The sequence below is a fragment of the Roseococcus sp. YIM B11640 genome (assembly GCF_049727625.1).
Classification (GTDB): domain Bacteria; phylum Pseudomonadota; class Alphaproteobacteria; order Acetobacterales; family Acetobacteraceae; genus Roseococcus.
The window spans coordinates 886,878-900,269 of record NZ_JBBJOZ010000002.1; the positions used below are offsets into that span (position 1 = coordinate 886,878).

The window sequence follows — 13,392 nt, forward strand, 5'->3', positions numbered from 1 at the left end:
GTGGCGAAGCAGCGCGCGGATGTCGCGCTGGTCGAACGCGGGCTCGCCGAATCGCGGACCCGCGCCCAGGCCCTGATCATGGCGGGCCTCGTCTATTCCGGCGAGCAGCGTATCAACAAGCCGGGCGAGCTTCTGGCGCCCGACAAGCCGATCGAGCTGCGCGGCCAGGACCACCCCTGGGTTTCGCGCGGTGGCGTGAAGCTCGCCCACGGCATCGCGCATTTCGGCCTCTCGCCGGAAGGCCGGGTGTGCATGGACCTGGGCGCTTCCACCGGCGGCTTCACGGATGTGCTGCTGCATCACGGCGCCAAGCACGTCTACGCGGTGGATGTCGGCCACGGGCAGCTCGCCTGGAAGCTGCGCAACGACGAGCGCGTGACGGTGATGGAGCGCGTCAACGCGCGGCACCTGACCGCCGACCAGCTGCCGCCGCTGCAGGTGCTGGTCTGCGACGCCAGCTTCATCGGGCTGCGCACGGTTCTGCCGGCGTCCCTCTCGCTCTGCGCGCCGGGCGCCTGGGCCATCGCGCTCATCAAGCCGCAATTCGAGGTCGGCCCCGCCATCGCGAAGGGCGGCGTGGTGCGCGACGCCGCGGTGCATGAGCGCGTCTGCACCGAGATCTCCGAATGGTGGTCGGCGCTGCCTGGCTGGCGCGTCCTGGGCGTGGAAGCCAGCCCGATCCTGGGGCCCGAGGGCAATCGAGAGTTCCTGATCGCCGCGATTCGAGAAGCCGACTGAAGAGCGTATGCAACGCGGGGCGTATGATCCGCGTTCCTCCCGCATCGAAATGCTCTTCAAGGAGGCGCATCATGCGAGTTCTTCGTCAGGCGGCGCTCGGCGCCATTCTTCTCGGCAGCCTCTCGGCCTGCGGCTATTCGACCGGTGACCGCGTGGTCTCGGGCGGCCTGCTGGGCGCGGGCGGCGGCGCGGCGGTCGGCGCGCTGGCCGGCAACCCGGGCGCTGGCGCCGCGGCAGGTGCCCTGGCCGGTGCGGCCGTGGGCGGCCTGACCTCGCCCAACTCGGTGAACCTCGGCCGTCCGGCCTGGCGCTAAGGCCATGGCCGACACCAAGACCCGGGGCCGAGAGAACAAGGCGGCGGCGGGCGTCGCCGCCTCGCTCAACGGCTTCCTGGCCAACACCTATGTGCTGCTGGCCAAGACGCAGGCATGCCATTGGAACGCGACGGGGCCGAATTTCTTCGGCCTCCACAAGCTGACCGAGGCGCAATACGGCGAGCTGTTCGAGGCCATCGACGTCCTGGCCGAGCGTGTCCGCGCGCTCGACACCATGGCACCGGGCGGCCTGAACGCCATATTGGAGAAGTCCACGCTGGATGACTCCGTCGGCAACGTGACCACCGCCGAGGCAGCCGAGCTTCTCGCCAAGGACAATGCGTTCCTGTCGAGCGACGCCAAGCGCATCGCCGACGAAGCCGAGGAGGCCGGCGACGGCGCCACGCAGGACATGCTGCTGGAACGCGTTCAGGCTCACGACAAAGCCGCGTGGCTGCTTCGCAGCCATCTCGGCGCGCAGTAACGGAAGGAGTCCACCATGAACCAAGTGACCGACACCGCCGGCCGTTTCGCCTCGGATGCGAAGAGCGTCGCCTCCGATGCCAAGAACACCGCCCAGCGAGTGGCATCCGATGCGCGCGAGCATGCGGAGAGCATCGCGGGCGATGCCAAGGCCGAGATCCTTCGCCTGCGCGAGCGGGTCGAGCAGCTCATGAGCGAGCGCGTCACCCCCGCGGTGACCAAGGTTGTGGACCAGGCCGAGTACCTCACCCGCTCCGCTACGGACGAGGTGAAGCACCGGGCCGAGAAGGTCTCCGACCGGGTGCAGGAGCGGCCGCTCATGGCCATCGGCCTGGCCGCGCTGGCGGGCTTCGTTCTCGCGGCGATGGTGAAGCGCTGAGCCGACCTATCGACGTGTAGCAGGGGCGGCGAGGGAAACCTCGCCGCCTTTTTTCGTTCTAAATGAAGACCTTATGTCGAAAGAAAACCTTCCGCCCAAGCAACCGATGTGGATTTGCGCCGTTTAGGCAGCAGGGCCTCCCGCCAGAAGGACGCCCTTTCGACAGCTGCAGAAGGAACCGAACGATGGAACGCAACCGCACTCTGCTTCCCGCCGCCCTGGCCGCGGGCCTGATCGTGGCGCCGATGATGGCCTTCGCCCAGGCTGACGGCGCCCCCGGCAACCCGCCGGGCACGGCGACCAGCCGCGCGATCGACCGCGCCACCGGCCAGCCCAGCATTCCCGACGGCGCCCCGGGCAACCCGCCCGGCACGGCGGTGGGCCGCGCCGTTGACCGCGCGACGGGCCAGGTGACCAGCCGCGACGGCACCGGCAACAACCCGGCCGGCACGGCGGCGGATCGCGCGGCCGAGCGCGGCGTGAACGCGGCCCAGGGCACCGCCCCGCATGGTTCGACCAGCACGGCCACGACGCGCCAGGCGACCAACATGCCGAGCGGCTCGGCCGTCGTGGAGCGTCCGCGCCTCAGCCAGATCATCGGCGGCGCCGTCTACAACGAGCGCAACGAGCGCGTCGGCGAGGTGGACGACATCATCCTGGCTGGCACCTCCGTGACCGGCCCGACGGCGATCATCCAGGTGGGTGGTTTCCTGGGCATGGGTGGCCGCCTGGTGGCCGTGCCGCTGAACGACCTGCAGTGGAACCGCGAGAACTCGCGGATGGTGCTGCCGGGCGCCACGAAGGAAGCGCTGCAGTCGCGCACTCCCTTCGATTACAGCTCGCTCCGCGCCGGCTAACGCCGAGTCCGGACGGGTCAGTCCAGGGCGGCAGGGGAAACCCTGCCGCCTTTGGCATGCCTGGCATGAGTCTCTCCGATGTTGCTGCCGTGAAACTTTCTTGAGCAACACAGGTTAGTTCTGCATGACCATGCAAGTTCCAACCCCGGCTGAAGAGACTGGCTCTCCGGGCCGCGGCTCTGGTTGGTTATTTGCGAGAGGCGCGTCATGAGCGACGGGCCGGATGACAATGGAAAGGCCGAGGGGATGACCCCGCAGTCTCAGTGGCACAATCGCGCACCGCGCAAGCCGGCGGCAGAGACCGGCTTCGACGCCTGGCTCACCCGCAGCCTGAACGGCATTTATGGCGACGTCGCGAACGAACCCCTGCCGCCTGCCCTTCTGGAGCTCATCCGCCGCAATACGCAGAAGGGCGGCTGATCAGGCGCGCTTGGGCCGCCCGCCCTTGCCCTTCTTCGGATCGTAGCCACCGCCGCCGGGGCCCATCGGCTTCGGCTTCCAGTCGCGCTTCGGCGTGGCCTCGCGCAGGGACCGCCCGGCCTCGTTCGCCGACAGGACCGGATCTCCGATCCCGAGCTCCAGCGCCTCCAGCCGCTTGATCTCGTCGCGGTAGCGTGCGGCGGTCTCGAATTCGAGGTCGGCGGCCGCCGCGCGCATCTTCTTCTCCATCTCCGCGATGGCCGCGCGCAGGTCCTTCCCCACGAATTGCGCCGTGGCATCGCCCTCCACGGCCTCCACGGTCACGTAATCGCCCTGGCTCACATCGCGCAGCACGTCGGCGATCTCGCGCCGGATGGTGGTGGGCGTGATGCCGTGCTCGGCATTGTAGGCGATCTGCTTGGCGCGGCGCCGCTCTGTCTCCTCCAGCGCCCGCTTCATGCTGTCGGTCATCTTGTCCGCATAGAGGATCACCTTGCCCTCGGCGTTGCGCGCCGCGCGGCCGATGGTCTGGATCAGCGAAGTCGTGCTGCGGAGAAAGCCTTCCTTGTCCGCGTCGAGGATCGCGACCAGCCCGCATTCGGGAATATCGAGCCCCTCGCGCAGCAGGTTGATGCCGACCAGCACGTCAAAGACGCCCCGGCGCAGGTCGCGGATGATCTCGATGCGCTCCAGCGTGTCCACGTCGCTGTGCAGGTAGCGCACCTTCACGCCCATCTCGGTGAGGTATTCGGTCAGCTGCTCGGCCATGCGCTTGGTCAGCACCGTGACCAGAACGCGCTGGCCCTTGGCGGCGGCATCGCGGCATTCGGCCAGCAGGTCGTCCACCTGGCCCTCGACGGGACGGATGTCGCAGACGGGGTCCACGAGGCCCGTGGGACGGATCACCTGTTCGGAGAAGACGCCGCCCGTGCGCTCCATCTCCCAGGCGCCGGGGGTCGCGCTGACGAAGACGGTCTGCGGGCGGAAGCTCTCCCATTCCTCGAACTTCAGCGGGCGGTTGTCGGTGCAGCTCGGCAGGCGGAAGCCGAACTCGCTGAGAATGATCTTGCGCGCGAAGTCGCCGCGGAACATGCCCCCGATCTGCGGCACGGTGACGTGGCTCTCATCCACCACCAGCAGGGCGCCTTCGGGCAGGTATTCGAAGAGGGTCGGCGGCGGCTCGCCCGGATTGCGGCCGGAGAGGTAGCGGGAATAGTTCTCGATGCCTTTGCAGGAGCCGGTGGTCTCCATCATCTCGATGTCGAAGGTCGTACGTTGGTCGAGGCGCTGCGCCTCCAGCAGCTTGCCCTCGGCCTCGAGCTCCGCCAGCCGCTCCTTCAGCTCCATCTTGATGCGGCCGATGGCCTGCTGCAGCGTCGGGCGCGGCGTGACGTAGTGGCTGTTGGCGTAGATCGAGATCTTGTCGAACTCGCCCGTGATCTCGCCCGTCAGCGGGTCGAACTCGCGCAGCCCGTCCACCTCGTCCCCGAAGAGGGAGATGCGCCAGGCGCGGTCCTCCAGATGCGCGGGCCAGACGTCCAGGTTCTCGCCGCGCACGCGGAAGGTGCCCCGCTGGAAGGCGGCGTCGTTGCGCCGGTACTGCTGCTCGACGAGGCCCTTGAGCAGCGCGTCCCGGGGGATGGTGCCGCCGCGCTCCAGCTTCACGACCATATTGGAGTATGTCTCGACCGAGCCGATGCCGTAGATGCAGGACACGGAGGCCACGATCACCACGTCCCGCCGTTCCAGCAGCGCCTGGGTCGCGGAGTGGCGCATCCGGTCGATCTGCTCGTTGATCTGGCTGTCTTTTTCGATGTAGGTGTCCGTGCGCGGAACATAGGCTTCCGGCTGGTAGTAGTCGTAGTAGCTGACGAAGTATTCCACCGCGTTGTCGGGGAAGAAGCTCTTCATCTCGCCGTAGAGCTGGGCCGCCAACGTTTTGTTGGGCGCGAGGATGAGCGTCGGCCGCTGCACCGCCTCGATGACCTTCGCCATGGTGAAGGTCTTGCCGGAGCCGGTGACGCCCAGGAGAACCTGGTCGCGGTCCCCGTCTGTCACCCCGCGGACGAGCTCCTCAATGGCCCGGGGCTGGTCGCCATTGGGCTGGAAGGGGCTCACGACGGTCAGGGGCTTGCCGCCCGGCGGCATGGGCTGCCGGATGGGCTTGAACAGCATGGGCAAAGCGGCGGGGAGGTCCATGCGGCCCAATATAGGTCCGCACCCCGCGCCGCGCAGGGTGCAAACTCCACCGGTTCATGCCATTTCAATGTGATCAGCGGCAGGAGACGACATGCCCCAGGACGTGGACCCTGAAGACAGGTTCGTGAGCGACGATGCCTATGCCGCGGGCCGCCTCGCCTTCGAGGCCGGCGCCTCGGTCCTGGAAAATCCCATGGCCCAGACCGGCGACTGGGGAAAAGCCTGGTTTTCCGGCTGGCTGGACGCGCTGGCTGACCGGTTGACGGGCACGGACCGCTCCAAATCCGCCTATGCGCGGCTGCTCATGGCGAGCGACCGCGCCGAGCCGTTCTGACGGCCTCATTCGCGACATTTCCTTGCCACGTTCGGGAGAACAGGATCGATCCGTGATGAAGCAGCTTGCCCTGGCCGGAACCTTTCTCGCCTGCCTCGCCGCCCTGCCCGCGGGAGCGCAGACGCCAACGCAGACCTTGGCGCGGGCCGGCTGGTGGACGGCCTTCAGCGGCCCCTTCGACGGCGACACGCCCGCCTGCGGCATCGACAACCGCGATTCCCAGACCGGGCGGCAGTTCCAGATCATCCAGCGCGCCGGCCAGCCGATGCTCGTTCGCATGGTGCGGCCGAGTTGGAACATCACGGCCTATGACCGGGTGCCGGTCCGCTTCGCGATCGACGCCGGCCGCAGCTGGTCGGCGGAGGCCACCGGGAGCGGCCAGGAGATCACCTGGGTCGTGACGGGGGACGTCGCGCCGGGCTTCGAGTCCGCCTTCCGTAACGGCTCCTCCATGCGGATCGAGTTTCTCCGCGGCAACGAGGCGACCTGGCACTTCAGCCTGAGCGGCAGCAACGCCATCATGAACGCGTTCCAGGGCTGCGTCGCCACGCTGGCGCCCGCGCAACCGCCCCCCGTCGTCCCGCTTCAGCCAGGCACGGCGCCCGCGCCTCTCCTCCGCGGCAAGCCCCTGCCCGCGACGCCGCCCGGCCTGCCGCCGGACAAGCCGGTTCCGGGGGCGACTCCATCCGGCCTCGAGGAAGCGCCCCTCAAGCCGCGCTGATCCGGTAGAGGACGTGGCGCCGCTTGGGATGGCCCTCGGGCACCTTCGGGTGCTCGAACTCGCCATCCTGCGCCATGCCGAGCCGCTCCATCAGCCGCCAGGATGTCTCGTTGGCAGGGATGGTCCAGGCCACGATCTCCCGGAGTCCCAGCGGCCCGAACCCTGCCGCCAGCGCCATCCGCGCCGCCTCCTCCGCATATCCCTGCCGCTGGTGCGCCGGCGCGATCCGCCAGCCGATCTCGACCGCCGGGGTGAAGCCTGCCTCGAAGCCGACATGCGAGAGGCCGACCAGGCCGATCAGGCCGGGCTGGCCCTTCCGTTCCACCGTCCAGAAGCCGAAGCCGTGCTCGGCATGATGCGCCATGATGCGTGCCAGCATCGCGTCGCTTTCCTCGCGCGTCTGCGGCGTCACGAAATGCCGCATCACCTCGGCATCGCCATTGATGGCGGCCAGGGCAGCCGCGTCCTCCGCGACGGGCGGGCGGAGGAAAAGGCGTTTACCGGTGAGGAACATGGGCCGATCCCCCTCGTCACTTGCGGCGCTTCGGCGTAGGGTCCGGACAAAAGGAACGCAAGATGACACCCACCGACCTTGAAGCCATGGCGGCCACCGTGCCGGACGGCGCGCTGATCGCGATGCCTCCGGACAACTCGCTTCCTTCGGTGGCACTGGCAAAGGCGCTGATCCGGCGCGGTGCGCGCAACCTGCGCCTCATCGGCGTTCCCGTCTCCGGCTTCGCGACCGACATCCTGGTCGGCGCCGGCTGCGTCGCCAGCCTGCAGACCAGCGCCGTCAGCCTCGGGGAGGCGGGCTTCGCGCCGCGCTTCACCGCCGCGCTGAAGGCCGGCACGGTGACGATCAGCGATGCCACCTGCCCCGCCATCCACACCATGCTGCAGGCCGCCGAGAAGGGCGTCCCCTTCATGCCGCTGCGCGGGATCATTGGCAGCGACATCCTGGCCAACCGCCCCGACTGGAAGGTGATCGAGAGCCCCTTCGACAGCAACGAGAAGATCGTGGTGCTGCCCGCCCTGCATCCGGACATCGCAGTCTTCCACGGCGTCATGGCCGACAGCCACGGCAACATCTATGTCGGCCGCCGCCGCGAATGCGCGACCATCGCCCATGCCTCGAAGCGCGCGCTGGTGACGGTGGAGCGCGTGGTGGAGGGCAACTTCCTCGAGGATGAGCGCCTCGCCCCCGGCACCATCAACGCGACCTACATCACCGCCTTCGCCATCGCCGCGCGCGGCGCGCGGCCGGCGGCGCTGCTCGACGAATACGGCTTCGACGCGGCCTATGTCTCTGCCTATGCGCGCGCCGCCAAGACCGAGGCGGGCTTCGCCGACTGGTGCGCGGAACATGTCTTCGAGAAGCAGGCGGTGGCCGCGGAATGACCTACAAGCCCGAGGAACTGCTGGCCGTCACGCTGGCGAAGCTCATCCGGGCCGTGCCGACGCGCCATATAGCCGTCGGCGCCGCCTCGCCGTTGCCCGCCGCCGCCTGCTGGCTGGCGGTGAAGCAGGGCGAGAAGCTGCGGCTCTCCCTGCTGCACAAGCGCACGGGCAACCCGTTCACCGAAGGCACGCGCGAGCTCTTCGACCTCACGGGCCAGGGGCGCATCGACCTTTTCTTCCTGGGCGGCGGCGAGATCGACGGGCAGGCCAACCTCAACCTCATCGGCACCGGCGCCTGGCCGGGCCGCGAGGTGCGCTTCCCGGGCAGCTTCGGCTCGGCCTTCATGTACTTCATGTCGGGCCGGACGATCCTCTTCCGCGAGGAGCACAGCCCGCGCGTGCTGGTGGACAAGGTCGCGAACATCTCCGCCCCCGGCGTCAGCGAGCCGGGCGTCTACCGCCGCGGCCACGCCCAGGCGCTGGTCACCGGCCGCTGCGTATTCACCTTCCACCCCGACCGCGGCCGCTTCTCGCTGGCCTCGGTGCATCCGGGCGAGACGGTGGAGAGCGTGCGGGAGATGACGGGCTTCACCTTCGACATCGACGGCGATGTTCCGGAAACGCCCGAACCGACGGCCGAGGAGCTTGCGCTACTCCGCGGTTCGGTGTGTGACGAGATGATGGAAACCTACCCGGACTTCTGCGCCCGGGTGTTCAATCGAAAGGCTGCGGCATGAACGACGCCCTGCCGATGGCCGAGGGCCGCGCCCTCGCCACGGGTCCAGGCGCCCTCTCCGGGCTTCGCGTGGTGGACCTCACCCGCGTGCTCGGCGGGCCCTACTGCACCATGGTCCTCAGCGACCACGGCGCGGACGTGATCAAGCTGGAGCCCCCGCAGGGCGACGAGGTCCGCGACTGGGGTCCTCCGTTCAACGAGAACGGCGACGCCAGCTACTTCATCGGCGTGAACCGCAACAAGAAGTCGGTCGGCCTCGACCTCGCCGCGCCCGAGGGCCGCGAGGTGCTGCTGCGCCTGCTCGAGGGCGCGGACGTGCTCATCGAGAACTTCAAGCCGGGCAGCATGGAGAAGTGGGGCCTGGGCTATCAGGAGGTGCTGTCCAAGCGCTTCCCGCGCCTGATCCACTGCCGCGTGTCGGGCTTCGGCGCGACGGGGCCGCTCGGCGGCTTCCCGGGCTATGACGCCATCGTGCAGGCGATGGTGGGCCTCATGTCCATCAACGGCACGGAGAATTCCGGCCCGACCCGCCTCGGCACGCCCATCGTGGACATCGCGACCGGCCTGTTCAGCACCATCGCCATCCTCATGGCGCTGGTGGAGCGCGAGAAGTCCGGCCAGGGCCAGTATTGCGACATGACTCTGCATGATTGCGGCATGGCGCTGCTGCACCCCCACGCGGCCAACTTCTTCCTGAACGGCAAGCGGCCGGTCGCCACGGGCAACCCGCACCCGAACCTGGCCCCCTATGCCAAGTTCACGACGAAGACCTGCGAGATCTTCGTGGGCTGCGGCAATGACCCGACCTTCCGGAAGTTCTGCAAGTTCCTGGGCCTCGACGAGCTCGGCACCGATGAGCGCTTCGCCACCAACGGCCAGCGCGTCATCAACAAGGCCGCGCTGACCGAGATCCTGAACAAGCGCTTCGCGGAGGAGGACGGCGTGGACCTCTGCCAGCGGATGCTGTCGGCGGGCCTCCCGGCCGGCCCGGTGCTGGGCGTGGACGAGGCGATGCGTCAGCCGCACACCGCCCATCGCAGCATGATCACCGAGAAGGACGGCTTCGTCGGCCTCGGAACCCCGATCAAGCTGAGCCGGACGCCGGGCGGCACGCGCTCGGCGCCGCCGAAATTCGCGCAGGACACGCAGGCGGTCCTCGCGAAGCACGGCTTCTCCGCCGAGGAGATCGAGAAGCTGGCCGCCTCCGGCGTGCTGGTGGAGAAGCGGCGCAAGTCGTGACGGCCGAGATACGCGAGGCGGAGGCCCCTCCCGAGGTCGCGGCGATCTACGCCCGGCTGCGGGAGGGCTATGGCCTTCCCCTCGTGAATCTCATCTGGCGGCGCTTCGCGGCCTTACCGGGCGTGCTGCCCTGGGCCTGGGAATCCGTGGCCCCGGCGCTGCCGCTCCTGCCCGCGGCGCGCGATCGCGTCGCCGCCTCCGTCCAGGTCCCGAGCCTGCCGGTGGGCGTCGAGGCCTCGCGCCTCGCCGCCCTCTATAACAGGGGCAATCTGGGGAACCTCATCTTTCTGACAGCGCTGATGCGGGGCAAGGAGGGCCACGCGGTCGCCGCGCCCGCTTCCCCGCCCGGCATGCTGCCCGAGCCTCCTCCCCTGCCGCGCCTCGATGCGCTGGACGAAGACACGGCCCGCCGGGTGCGCGCCCTGGCCACGCTGCATGGGCATGAGGGCGGCGTGGTGCCGACGCTCTACCTGCATCTGGCCAACTGGCCGGCGCTGCTGACGCCGCTTTACACCGCGCTCTCGCCCATGATGGCGACGGGCCGCATCGCCGCCCTGCGCGACGGCGTGCTGGTCGCGGCCTCGGTCGAGGCGGACCGTCTGCGCCCCTACCTCGCCGCCCCGCCCGAGCCCCCCGTCCACGCCATGGCCGAGGCGCGAGAGCTGCTGCGCGTCTTCACCGGCCGCGTGATCCCCGAGATGGTGCCCATCGGCCTGATGATGGCCCGCTGATCTTGCGCGGCGGCCTGCGCGACGGCAGGCTGCCGCCGGGCCGGCGCCCTCATCTGTCCGGGGAGAATCTTACATGCGAAACTGGATCCTGGCCGTCGGCATGGCCGTCGCCATCGGCGGCGCTGGCGCGGCCATCGCGCAGGATGTGATCGCTGACCGCCGTGCGGGGCTGAAGAACGCCGGCGAACAGTTCCAGGCCATCAAGGCCGTCTCCGACGCGCGTGGCGACCTGCGCCCCGTGGCCGCACAGATCGACGAGCTGATCGCCTTCTTCCGCGGCCTGCCCGCCCGCTTCCCCGAAGGCAGCGGCACAGGGAACACCCGTGCCCTTCCCGCCATCTGGTCCGACCGCGCGGGCTTCGAGCAGGCCAATGCAAACCTGATCACACAACTGACCGCGCTACGGGCGCTGGCCGCGGCCGGCGACAACGCCGCCTTCCCGGCCGCCTTCAACCAGACCGGCGCGGCCTGCGGCGCCTGCCACCGGGTCAACCGGGCCCGGTAACAAGGGGGCGCTACGCGCCTCCGCCGAAGCGCGTAACGGCCCACACGCCCAGCGCCGCCGCGACCGCAAGCGCGACCGCCAGCAAGGGATGCCCGTGGCGCGGTGGCACGGCCGCGCCCGCCGGCATCGCCTTGGATCCCGTCACCATCGGGCGGACCAGGTCCTGCCGCTTGAAGAGCGCATAGGCCAGCACCGCCAGCACGTGCAGCGCGACGGCGACCAGCAGCCAGTCGAAGAAGGTCACGTGCAGGGTCGTCGCCCATTCGGAGCTCGCCTCGCTCACGGACATGGCGAGGGGCCCATGCTGCGAATAGGTGAAGCCGACGTCGTGGTTGGCGAAGAGCCCGCTGCCCGCCTGCACCGCCAGCATCAACAGCAGCACCAGCGCCATCCAGCCGCCGGCCGGGTTATGGCCTGTCTCGATGTCCGGCTCGCGCCGGAACAGGTGGGCAAGGTGCCGCAGCGCCGCGGCCGGCGAGCGGAGGAAATGGGCGAAGCGCGCGTTTTCCGATCCGACGAAGCCCCAGAGAATCCGGAAGCCGAGGAGGCCCAGCAGCGTGTAGCCGGACACGTAGTGAACATCCCAGGCCTCGTTGCGCGCACTGAAGTAGGACACCGTGAGGCAGGCCACGATGCCCCAGTGGCAGAGCCGCACCCAGCCGTCCCAGACCTTCACCCGCTCCATCGCGATCCTCCACGCCGAAGGCGCAGCGTGGCACGAAAACGGGGAGGCGTTCAGCCCTCGATGGCGGCCTGGGCCGGCGGCTCGGCCGCGACCAGGGCCTCGGCCTCGCGCTTCAGCCGGACGTAGGACCGCACGGAGAAATACAGCATGCCCACATAGAGCAGCCCGCCCAGCGCCAGCGCGGCCCAGGGCTCGGTCACCAGGAAGGCGATGAAGGCGCCGGTGCCCAGCAGCAGCGGCAGCACCATCTGCGCCGGCACCTTGAAGTTCTTGAAGGACCAGGAGGGCAGCGTGCTCACCATCAGCCCGCCGACCACGAAGAGGACGATCGCGCTCAGCACCGGCCAGCGGAAGGCCTGGGCGAAGGCGAACCATTCCCAGTCCATGAAGGCGAGCGAGGCGAAGAGCGGAAACAGCGCCAGCCCCGCCCCCGCTGGCGCCGGGACGCCGGTGAAGAAGTTGTAGGCGTAGGCAGGCTTGGGTTCCGGCACCACGCCCGGCTCCGCGATGCTCGCCGCGTTGAAGCGCGCGAGCCGGAGCGAGCTGCAGACCGCGAACATCACGCAGGGGATGAAGCCGAGCGGCCCCGCGTGATGGAGCGTCCAGAGATACAGGATCAGCGCCGGCGCCACGCCGAAGCAGAGGAAGTCCGAAAGACTGTCGAACTCCGCCCCGAAGCGCGACGTGCCCTTGAGCAGGCGCGCAATGCGCCCATCCAGCCCGTCGATCACGGCGGCGACGATGATGAGCCCCGCCGCCTGCGGGAAGCGTCCCTCGATGCCGAAGCGGATCGCGACCAGCCCACAGCACAGCCCCACCAGGGTCATCAGGTTGGGGATCAGGCGATTGAAGGACGGCCCGCGGAAACGCGGCCGCTGGCGGGGCCGCAGCTTGCCGAGCTGGCCGCGCAGCCCCTGTTTGGTCATGCCAGCGGTCCCGTCTTGAGGTCGGCGATCACCGTCTCGCCGCCCACCATCTTCTGGCCCACCAGCACCTTGGGCTTCACGCCCTCGGGCAGGTAGATGTCGGTGCGGCTGCCGAAGCGGATGATGCCGAAGCGCTCGCCCGCCATCAGGCTGTCGCCCTCGCGCACCTGGCAGACGATGCGTCGCGCGACGAGGCCCGCAATCTGCACGCAGGCCAGCTGGCGCCCATCGGGCAGGTCGAAGCGCAGGGCGTTGCGCTCATTCTCCTCGGAGGCCTTCTCCAGGCTCGCATCCACGAAGCTGCCGGGGCGGTAGGCGATGCGGCTCACGCGGCCCTGCACCGGGCTGCGGTTCACGTGTACGTCCAGCACGGAGAGGAAGATGGCGACGCGCCAGCGCGGCGCCTCCCCCATGTCGAGCTCCGCGGGCGGGATGGCCGGGCCGACCAGCACCACCTTGCCGTCGGCGGGCGCGAGCACGAGGCCCGGCTCCTGCGGCATCACCCTTTCCGGATCGCGGAAGAAATAGAGGCAGAAGAGCGTGAAGGCGACGCCGATCCAGAACAGCCAGGGGCCGAGGATCAGTCCGCCGACAACGGCAAAGGCCGCGCCGCCATAGATGAAGGGCCGGCCGACCGGATGCGGCTTGGCCAGGACGAGGGAGAGGCTGTTGGAAAGCGACATGCGGGACGGTTTATCCTCTCTTCACCAGTCAGCGGCAAGCTGAT

Annotated in this window: 18 protein-coding genes; 13 read left to right on the forward strand and 5 right to left on the reverse strand. The window is 69.3% G+C overall.

Annotation, left to right across the window (positions count from 1 at the left end):
* The 6 genes from WJM96_RS11670 to WJM96_RS11695 all read left to right on the forward strand — a co-directional run bounded on the left by WJM96_RS11670 (position 1) and on the right by WJM96_RS11695 (position 3,191).
* Complete coding sequence (locus tag WJM96_RS11670) at positions 1-738, forward strand: TlyA family RNA methyltransferase (RefSeq protein ID WP_424812659.1); 738 nt, start codon at positions 1-3, stop codon at positions 736-738.
* 71 nt (positions 739-809) lie between these two features.
* Positions 810-1,052 (forward strand): YMGG-like glycine zipper-containing protein, encoded by a 243-nt coding sequence (locus WJM96_RS11675; RefSeq protein ID WP_424812660.1) that lies wholly within the window; start codon positions 810-812, stop codon positions 1,050-1,052.
* Between the two features lie 4 nt (positions 1,053-1,056).
* Positions 1,057-1,536: a Dps family protein gene (locus tag WJM96_RS11680; RefSeq protein WP_424812661.1), complete on the forward strand. Its 480-nt coding sequence runs from the start codon at positions 1,057-1,059 to the stop codon at positions 1,534-1,536.
* Positions 1,537-1,551: 15 nt separating this feature from the next.
* Entirely contained in the window at positions 1,552-1,914 is a 363-nt protein-coding gene (locus WJM96_RS11685) for a hypothetical protein (RefSeq protein WP_424812662.1), read from the forward strand.
* 185 nt (positions 1,915-2,099) lie between these two features.
* A complete protein-coding gene (locus tag WJM96_RS11690; RefSeq protein ID WP_424812663.1) occupies positions 2,100-2,771 on the forward strand; it encodes a PRC-barrel domain-containing protein in 672 nt (223 codons plus the stop codon).
* Positions 2,772-2,978: 207 nt separating this feature from the next.
* On the forward strand, positions 2,979-3,191 hold the full coding sequence (locus WJM96_RS11695; protein WP_424812664.1) for a hypothetical protein: 213 nt from the start codon (positions 2,979-2,981) through the stop codon (positions 3,189-3,191).
* On the opposite strand, the gene uvrB is transcribed toward WJM96_RS11695, so the two are convergent.
* Positions 3,192-5,390: an excinuclease ABC subunit UvrB gene (gene uvrB, locus WJM96_RS11700; protein ID WP_424812665.1), complete on the reverse strand. Its 2,199-nt coding sequence runs from the start codon at positions 5,388-5,390 to the stop codon at positions 3,192-3,194.
* A 91-nt stretch (positions 5,391-5,481) separates the two neighbouring features.
* Here uvrB and WJM96_RS11705 point away from each other — a divergent pair, with 91 nt between their 5' ends.
* A complete protein-coding gene (locus WJM96_RS11705; protein ID WP_424812666.1) occupies positions 5,482-5,724 on the forward strand; it encodes a hypothetical protein in 243 nt (80 codons plus the stop codon).
* 55 nt (positions 5,725-5,779) lie between these two features.
* The gene (locus WJM96_RS11710; protein WP_424812667.1) at positions 5,780-6,445 is read left to right on the forward strand and encodes a hypothetical protein; all 666 of its coding nucleotides are present in this window, start codon (positions 5,780-5,782) and stop codon (positions 6,443-6,445) included.
* On the opposite strand, the gene WJM96_RS11715 is transcribed toward WJM96_RS11710, so the two are convergent.
* The gene (locus tag WJM96_RS11715) at positions 6,432-6,959 is read right to left on the reverse strand and encodes a GNAT family N-acetyltransferase (protein ID WP_424812668.1); all 528 of its coding nucleotides are present in this window, start codon (positions 6,957-6,959) and stop codon (positions 6,432-6,434) included. The two genes, WJM96_RS11710 and WJM96_RS11715, sit on opposite strands and share 14 nt — an antisense overlap.
* Positions 6,960-7,021: 62 nt before the next feature.
* On the opposite strand from WJM96_RS11715, the gene WJM96_RS11720 reads away from it, so the two are divergent.
* The 5 genes from WJM96_RS11720 to WJM96_RS11740 all read left to right on the forward strand — a co-directional run bounded on the left by WJM96_RS11720 (position 7,022) and on the right by WJM96_RS11740 (position 11,054).
* Positions 7,022-7,843 (forward strand): CoA transferase subunit A, encoded by an 822-nt coding sequence (locus WJM96_RS11720; RefSeq protein WP_424812669.1) that lies wholly within the window; start codon positions 7,022-7,024, stop codon positions 7,841-7,843.
* The gene (locus WJM96_RS11725; protein WP_424812670.1) at positions 7,840-8,580 is read left to right on the forward strand and encodes a CoA-transferase; all 741 of its coding nucleotides are present in this window, start codon (positions 7,840-7,842) and stop codon (positions 8,578-8,580) included. Before WJM96_RS11720 ends, WJM96_RS11725 begins: the two co-directional genes overlap by 4 nt.
* Positions 8,577-9,818 (forward strand): CaiB/BaiF CoA transferase family protein, encoded by a 1,242-nt coding sequence (locus WJM96_RS11730; protein ID WP_424812671.1) that lies wholly within the window; start codon positions 8,577-8,579, stop codon positions 9,816-9,818. Before WJM96_RS11725 ends, WJM96_RS11730 begins: the two co-directional genes overlap by 4 nt.
* On the forward strand, positions 9,815-10,549 hold the full coding sequence (locus WJM96_RS11735) for a hypothetical protein (RefSeq protein WP_424812672.1): 735 nt from the start codon (positions 9,815-9,817) through the stop codon (positions 10,547-10,549). The genes WJM96_RS11730 and WJM96_RS11735 overlap by 4 nt, the downstream gene beginning before the upstream one ends.
* 73 nt (positions 10,550-10,622) lie before the next feature.
* The gene (locus WJM96_RS11740; protein WP_424812673.1) at positions 10,623-11,054 is read left to right on the forward strand and encodes a cytochrome c; all 432 of its coding nucleotides are present in this window, start codon (positions 10,623-10,625) and stop codon (positions 11,052-11,054) included.
* A 10-nt stretch (positions 11,055-11,064) separates the two neighbouring features.
* Here WJM96_RS11740 and WJM96_RS11745 read toward each other — a convergent pair whose 3' ends face one another.
* The 3 genes from WJM96_RS11745 to WJM96_RS11755 are packed head-to-tail and all read right to left on the reverse strand — an operon-like array spanning position 11,065 to position 13,348.
* The gene (locus WJM96_RS11745; RefSeq protein WP_424812674.1) at positions 11,065-11,739 is read right to left on the reverse strand and encodes a cytochrome b/b6 domain-containing protein; all 675 of its coding nucleotides are present in this window, start codon (positions 11,737-11,739) and stop codon (positions 11,065-11,067) included.
* Positions 11,740-11,789: 50 nt separating this feature from the next.
* Positions 11,790-12,665, reverse strand: coding sequence for a CDP-alcohol phosphatidyltransferase family protein (locus WJM96_RS11750; protein WP_424812675.1), 876 nt, complete (start codon positions 12,663-12,665; stop codon positions 11,790-11,792).
* The gene (locus WJM96_RS11755; RefSeq protein WP_424812676.1) at positions 12,662-13,348 is read right to left on the reverse strand and encodes a phosphatidylserine decarboxylase; all 687 of its coding nucleotides are present in this window, start codon (positions 13,346-13,348) and stop codon (positions 12,662-12,664) included. The genes WJM96_RS11750 and WJM96_RS11755 overlap by 4 nt, the downstream gene beginning before the upstream one ends.
* Between the last annotated feature and the right edge of the window lie 44 nt (positions 13,349-13,392).

Coding starts and splice junctions, on each gene's coding strand:
- WJM96_RS11740 (WP_424812673.1), top strand. CDS start 10,623: ATGCGAAACTGGATCCTGGCCGTCGGCATGGCCGTCGCCATCGGCGGC.
- WJM96_RS11690 (WP_424812663.1), top strand. CDS start 2,100: ATGGAACGCAACCGCACTCTGCTTCCCGCCGCCCTGGCCGCGGGCCTG.
- WJM96_RS11755 (WP_424812676.1), bottom strand. CDS start 13,348: ATGTCGCTTTCCAACAGCCTCTCCCTCGTCCTGGCCAAGCCGCATCCG.
- WJM96_RS11715 (WP_424812668.1), bottom strand. CDS start 6,959: ATGTTCCTCACCGGTAAACGCCTTTTCCTCCGCCCGCCCGTCGCGGAG.
- WJM96_RS11750 (WP_424812675.1), bottom strand. CDS start 12,665: ATGACCAAACAGGGGCTGCGCGGCCAGCTCGGCAAGCTGCGGCCCCGC.
- WJM96_RS11725 (WP_424812670.1), top strand. CDS start 7,840: ATGACCTACAAGCCCGAGGAACTGCTGGCCGTCACGCTGGCGAAGCTC.
- WJM96_RS11720 (WP_424812669.1), top strand. CDS start 7,022: ATGACACCCACCGACCTTGAAGCCATGGCGGCCACCGTGCCGGACGGC.
- WJM96_RS11685 (WP_424812662.1), top strand. CDS start 1,552: ATGAACCAAGTGACCGACACCGCCGGCCGTTTCGCCTCGGATGCGAAG.
- WJM96_RS11705 (WP_424812666.1), top strand. CDS start 5,482: ATGCCCCAGGACGTGGACCCTGAAGACAGGTTCGTGAGCGACGATGCC.
- WJM96_RS11730 (WP_424812671.1), top strand. CDS start 8,577: ATGAACGACGCCCTGCCGATGGCCGAGGGCCGCGCCCTCGCCACGGGT.
- WJM96_RS11710 (WP_424812667.1), top strand. CDS start 5,780: ATGAAGCAGCTTGCCCTGGCCGGAACCTTTCTCGCCTGCCTCGCCGCC.
- WJM96_RS11695 (WP_424812664.1), top strand. CDS start 2,979: ATGAGCGACGGGCCGGATGACAATGGAAAGGCCGAGGGGATGACCCCG.
- WJM96_RS11675 (WP_424812660.1), top strand. CDS start 810: ATGCGAGTTCTTCGTCAGGCGGCGCTCGGCGCCATTCTTCTCGGCAGC.
- uvrB (WP_424812665.1), bottom strand. CDS start 5,390: ATGGACCTCCCCGCCGCTTTGCCCATGCTGTTCAAGCCCATCCGGCAG.
- WJM96_RS11680 (WP_424812661.1), top strand. CDS start 1,057: ATGGCCGACACCAAGACCCGGGGCCGAGAGAACAAGGCGGCGGCGGGC.
- WJM96_RS11745 (WP_424812674.1), bottom strand. CDS start 11,739: ATGGAGCGGGTGAAGGTCTGGGACGGCTGGGTGCGGCTCTGCCACTGG.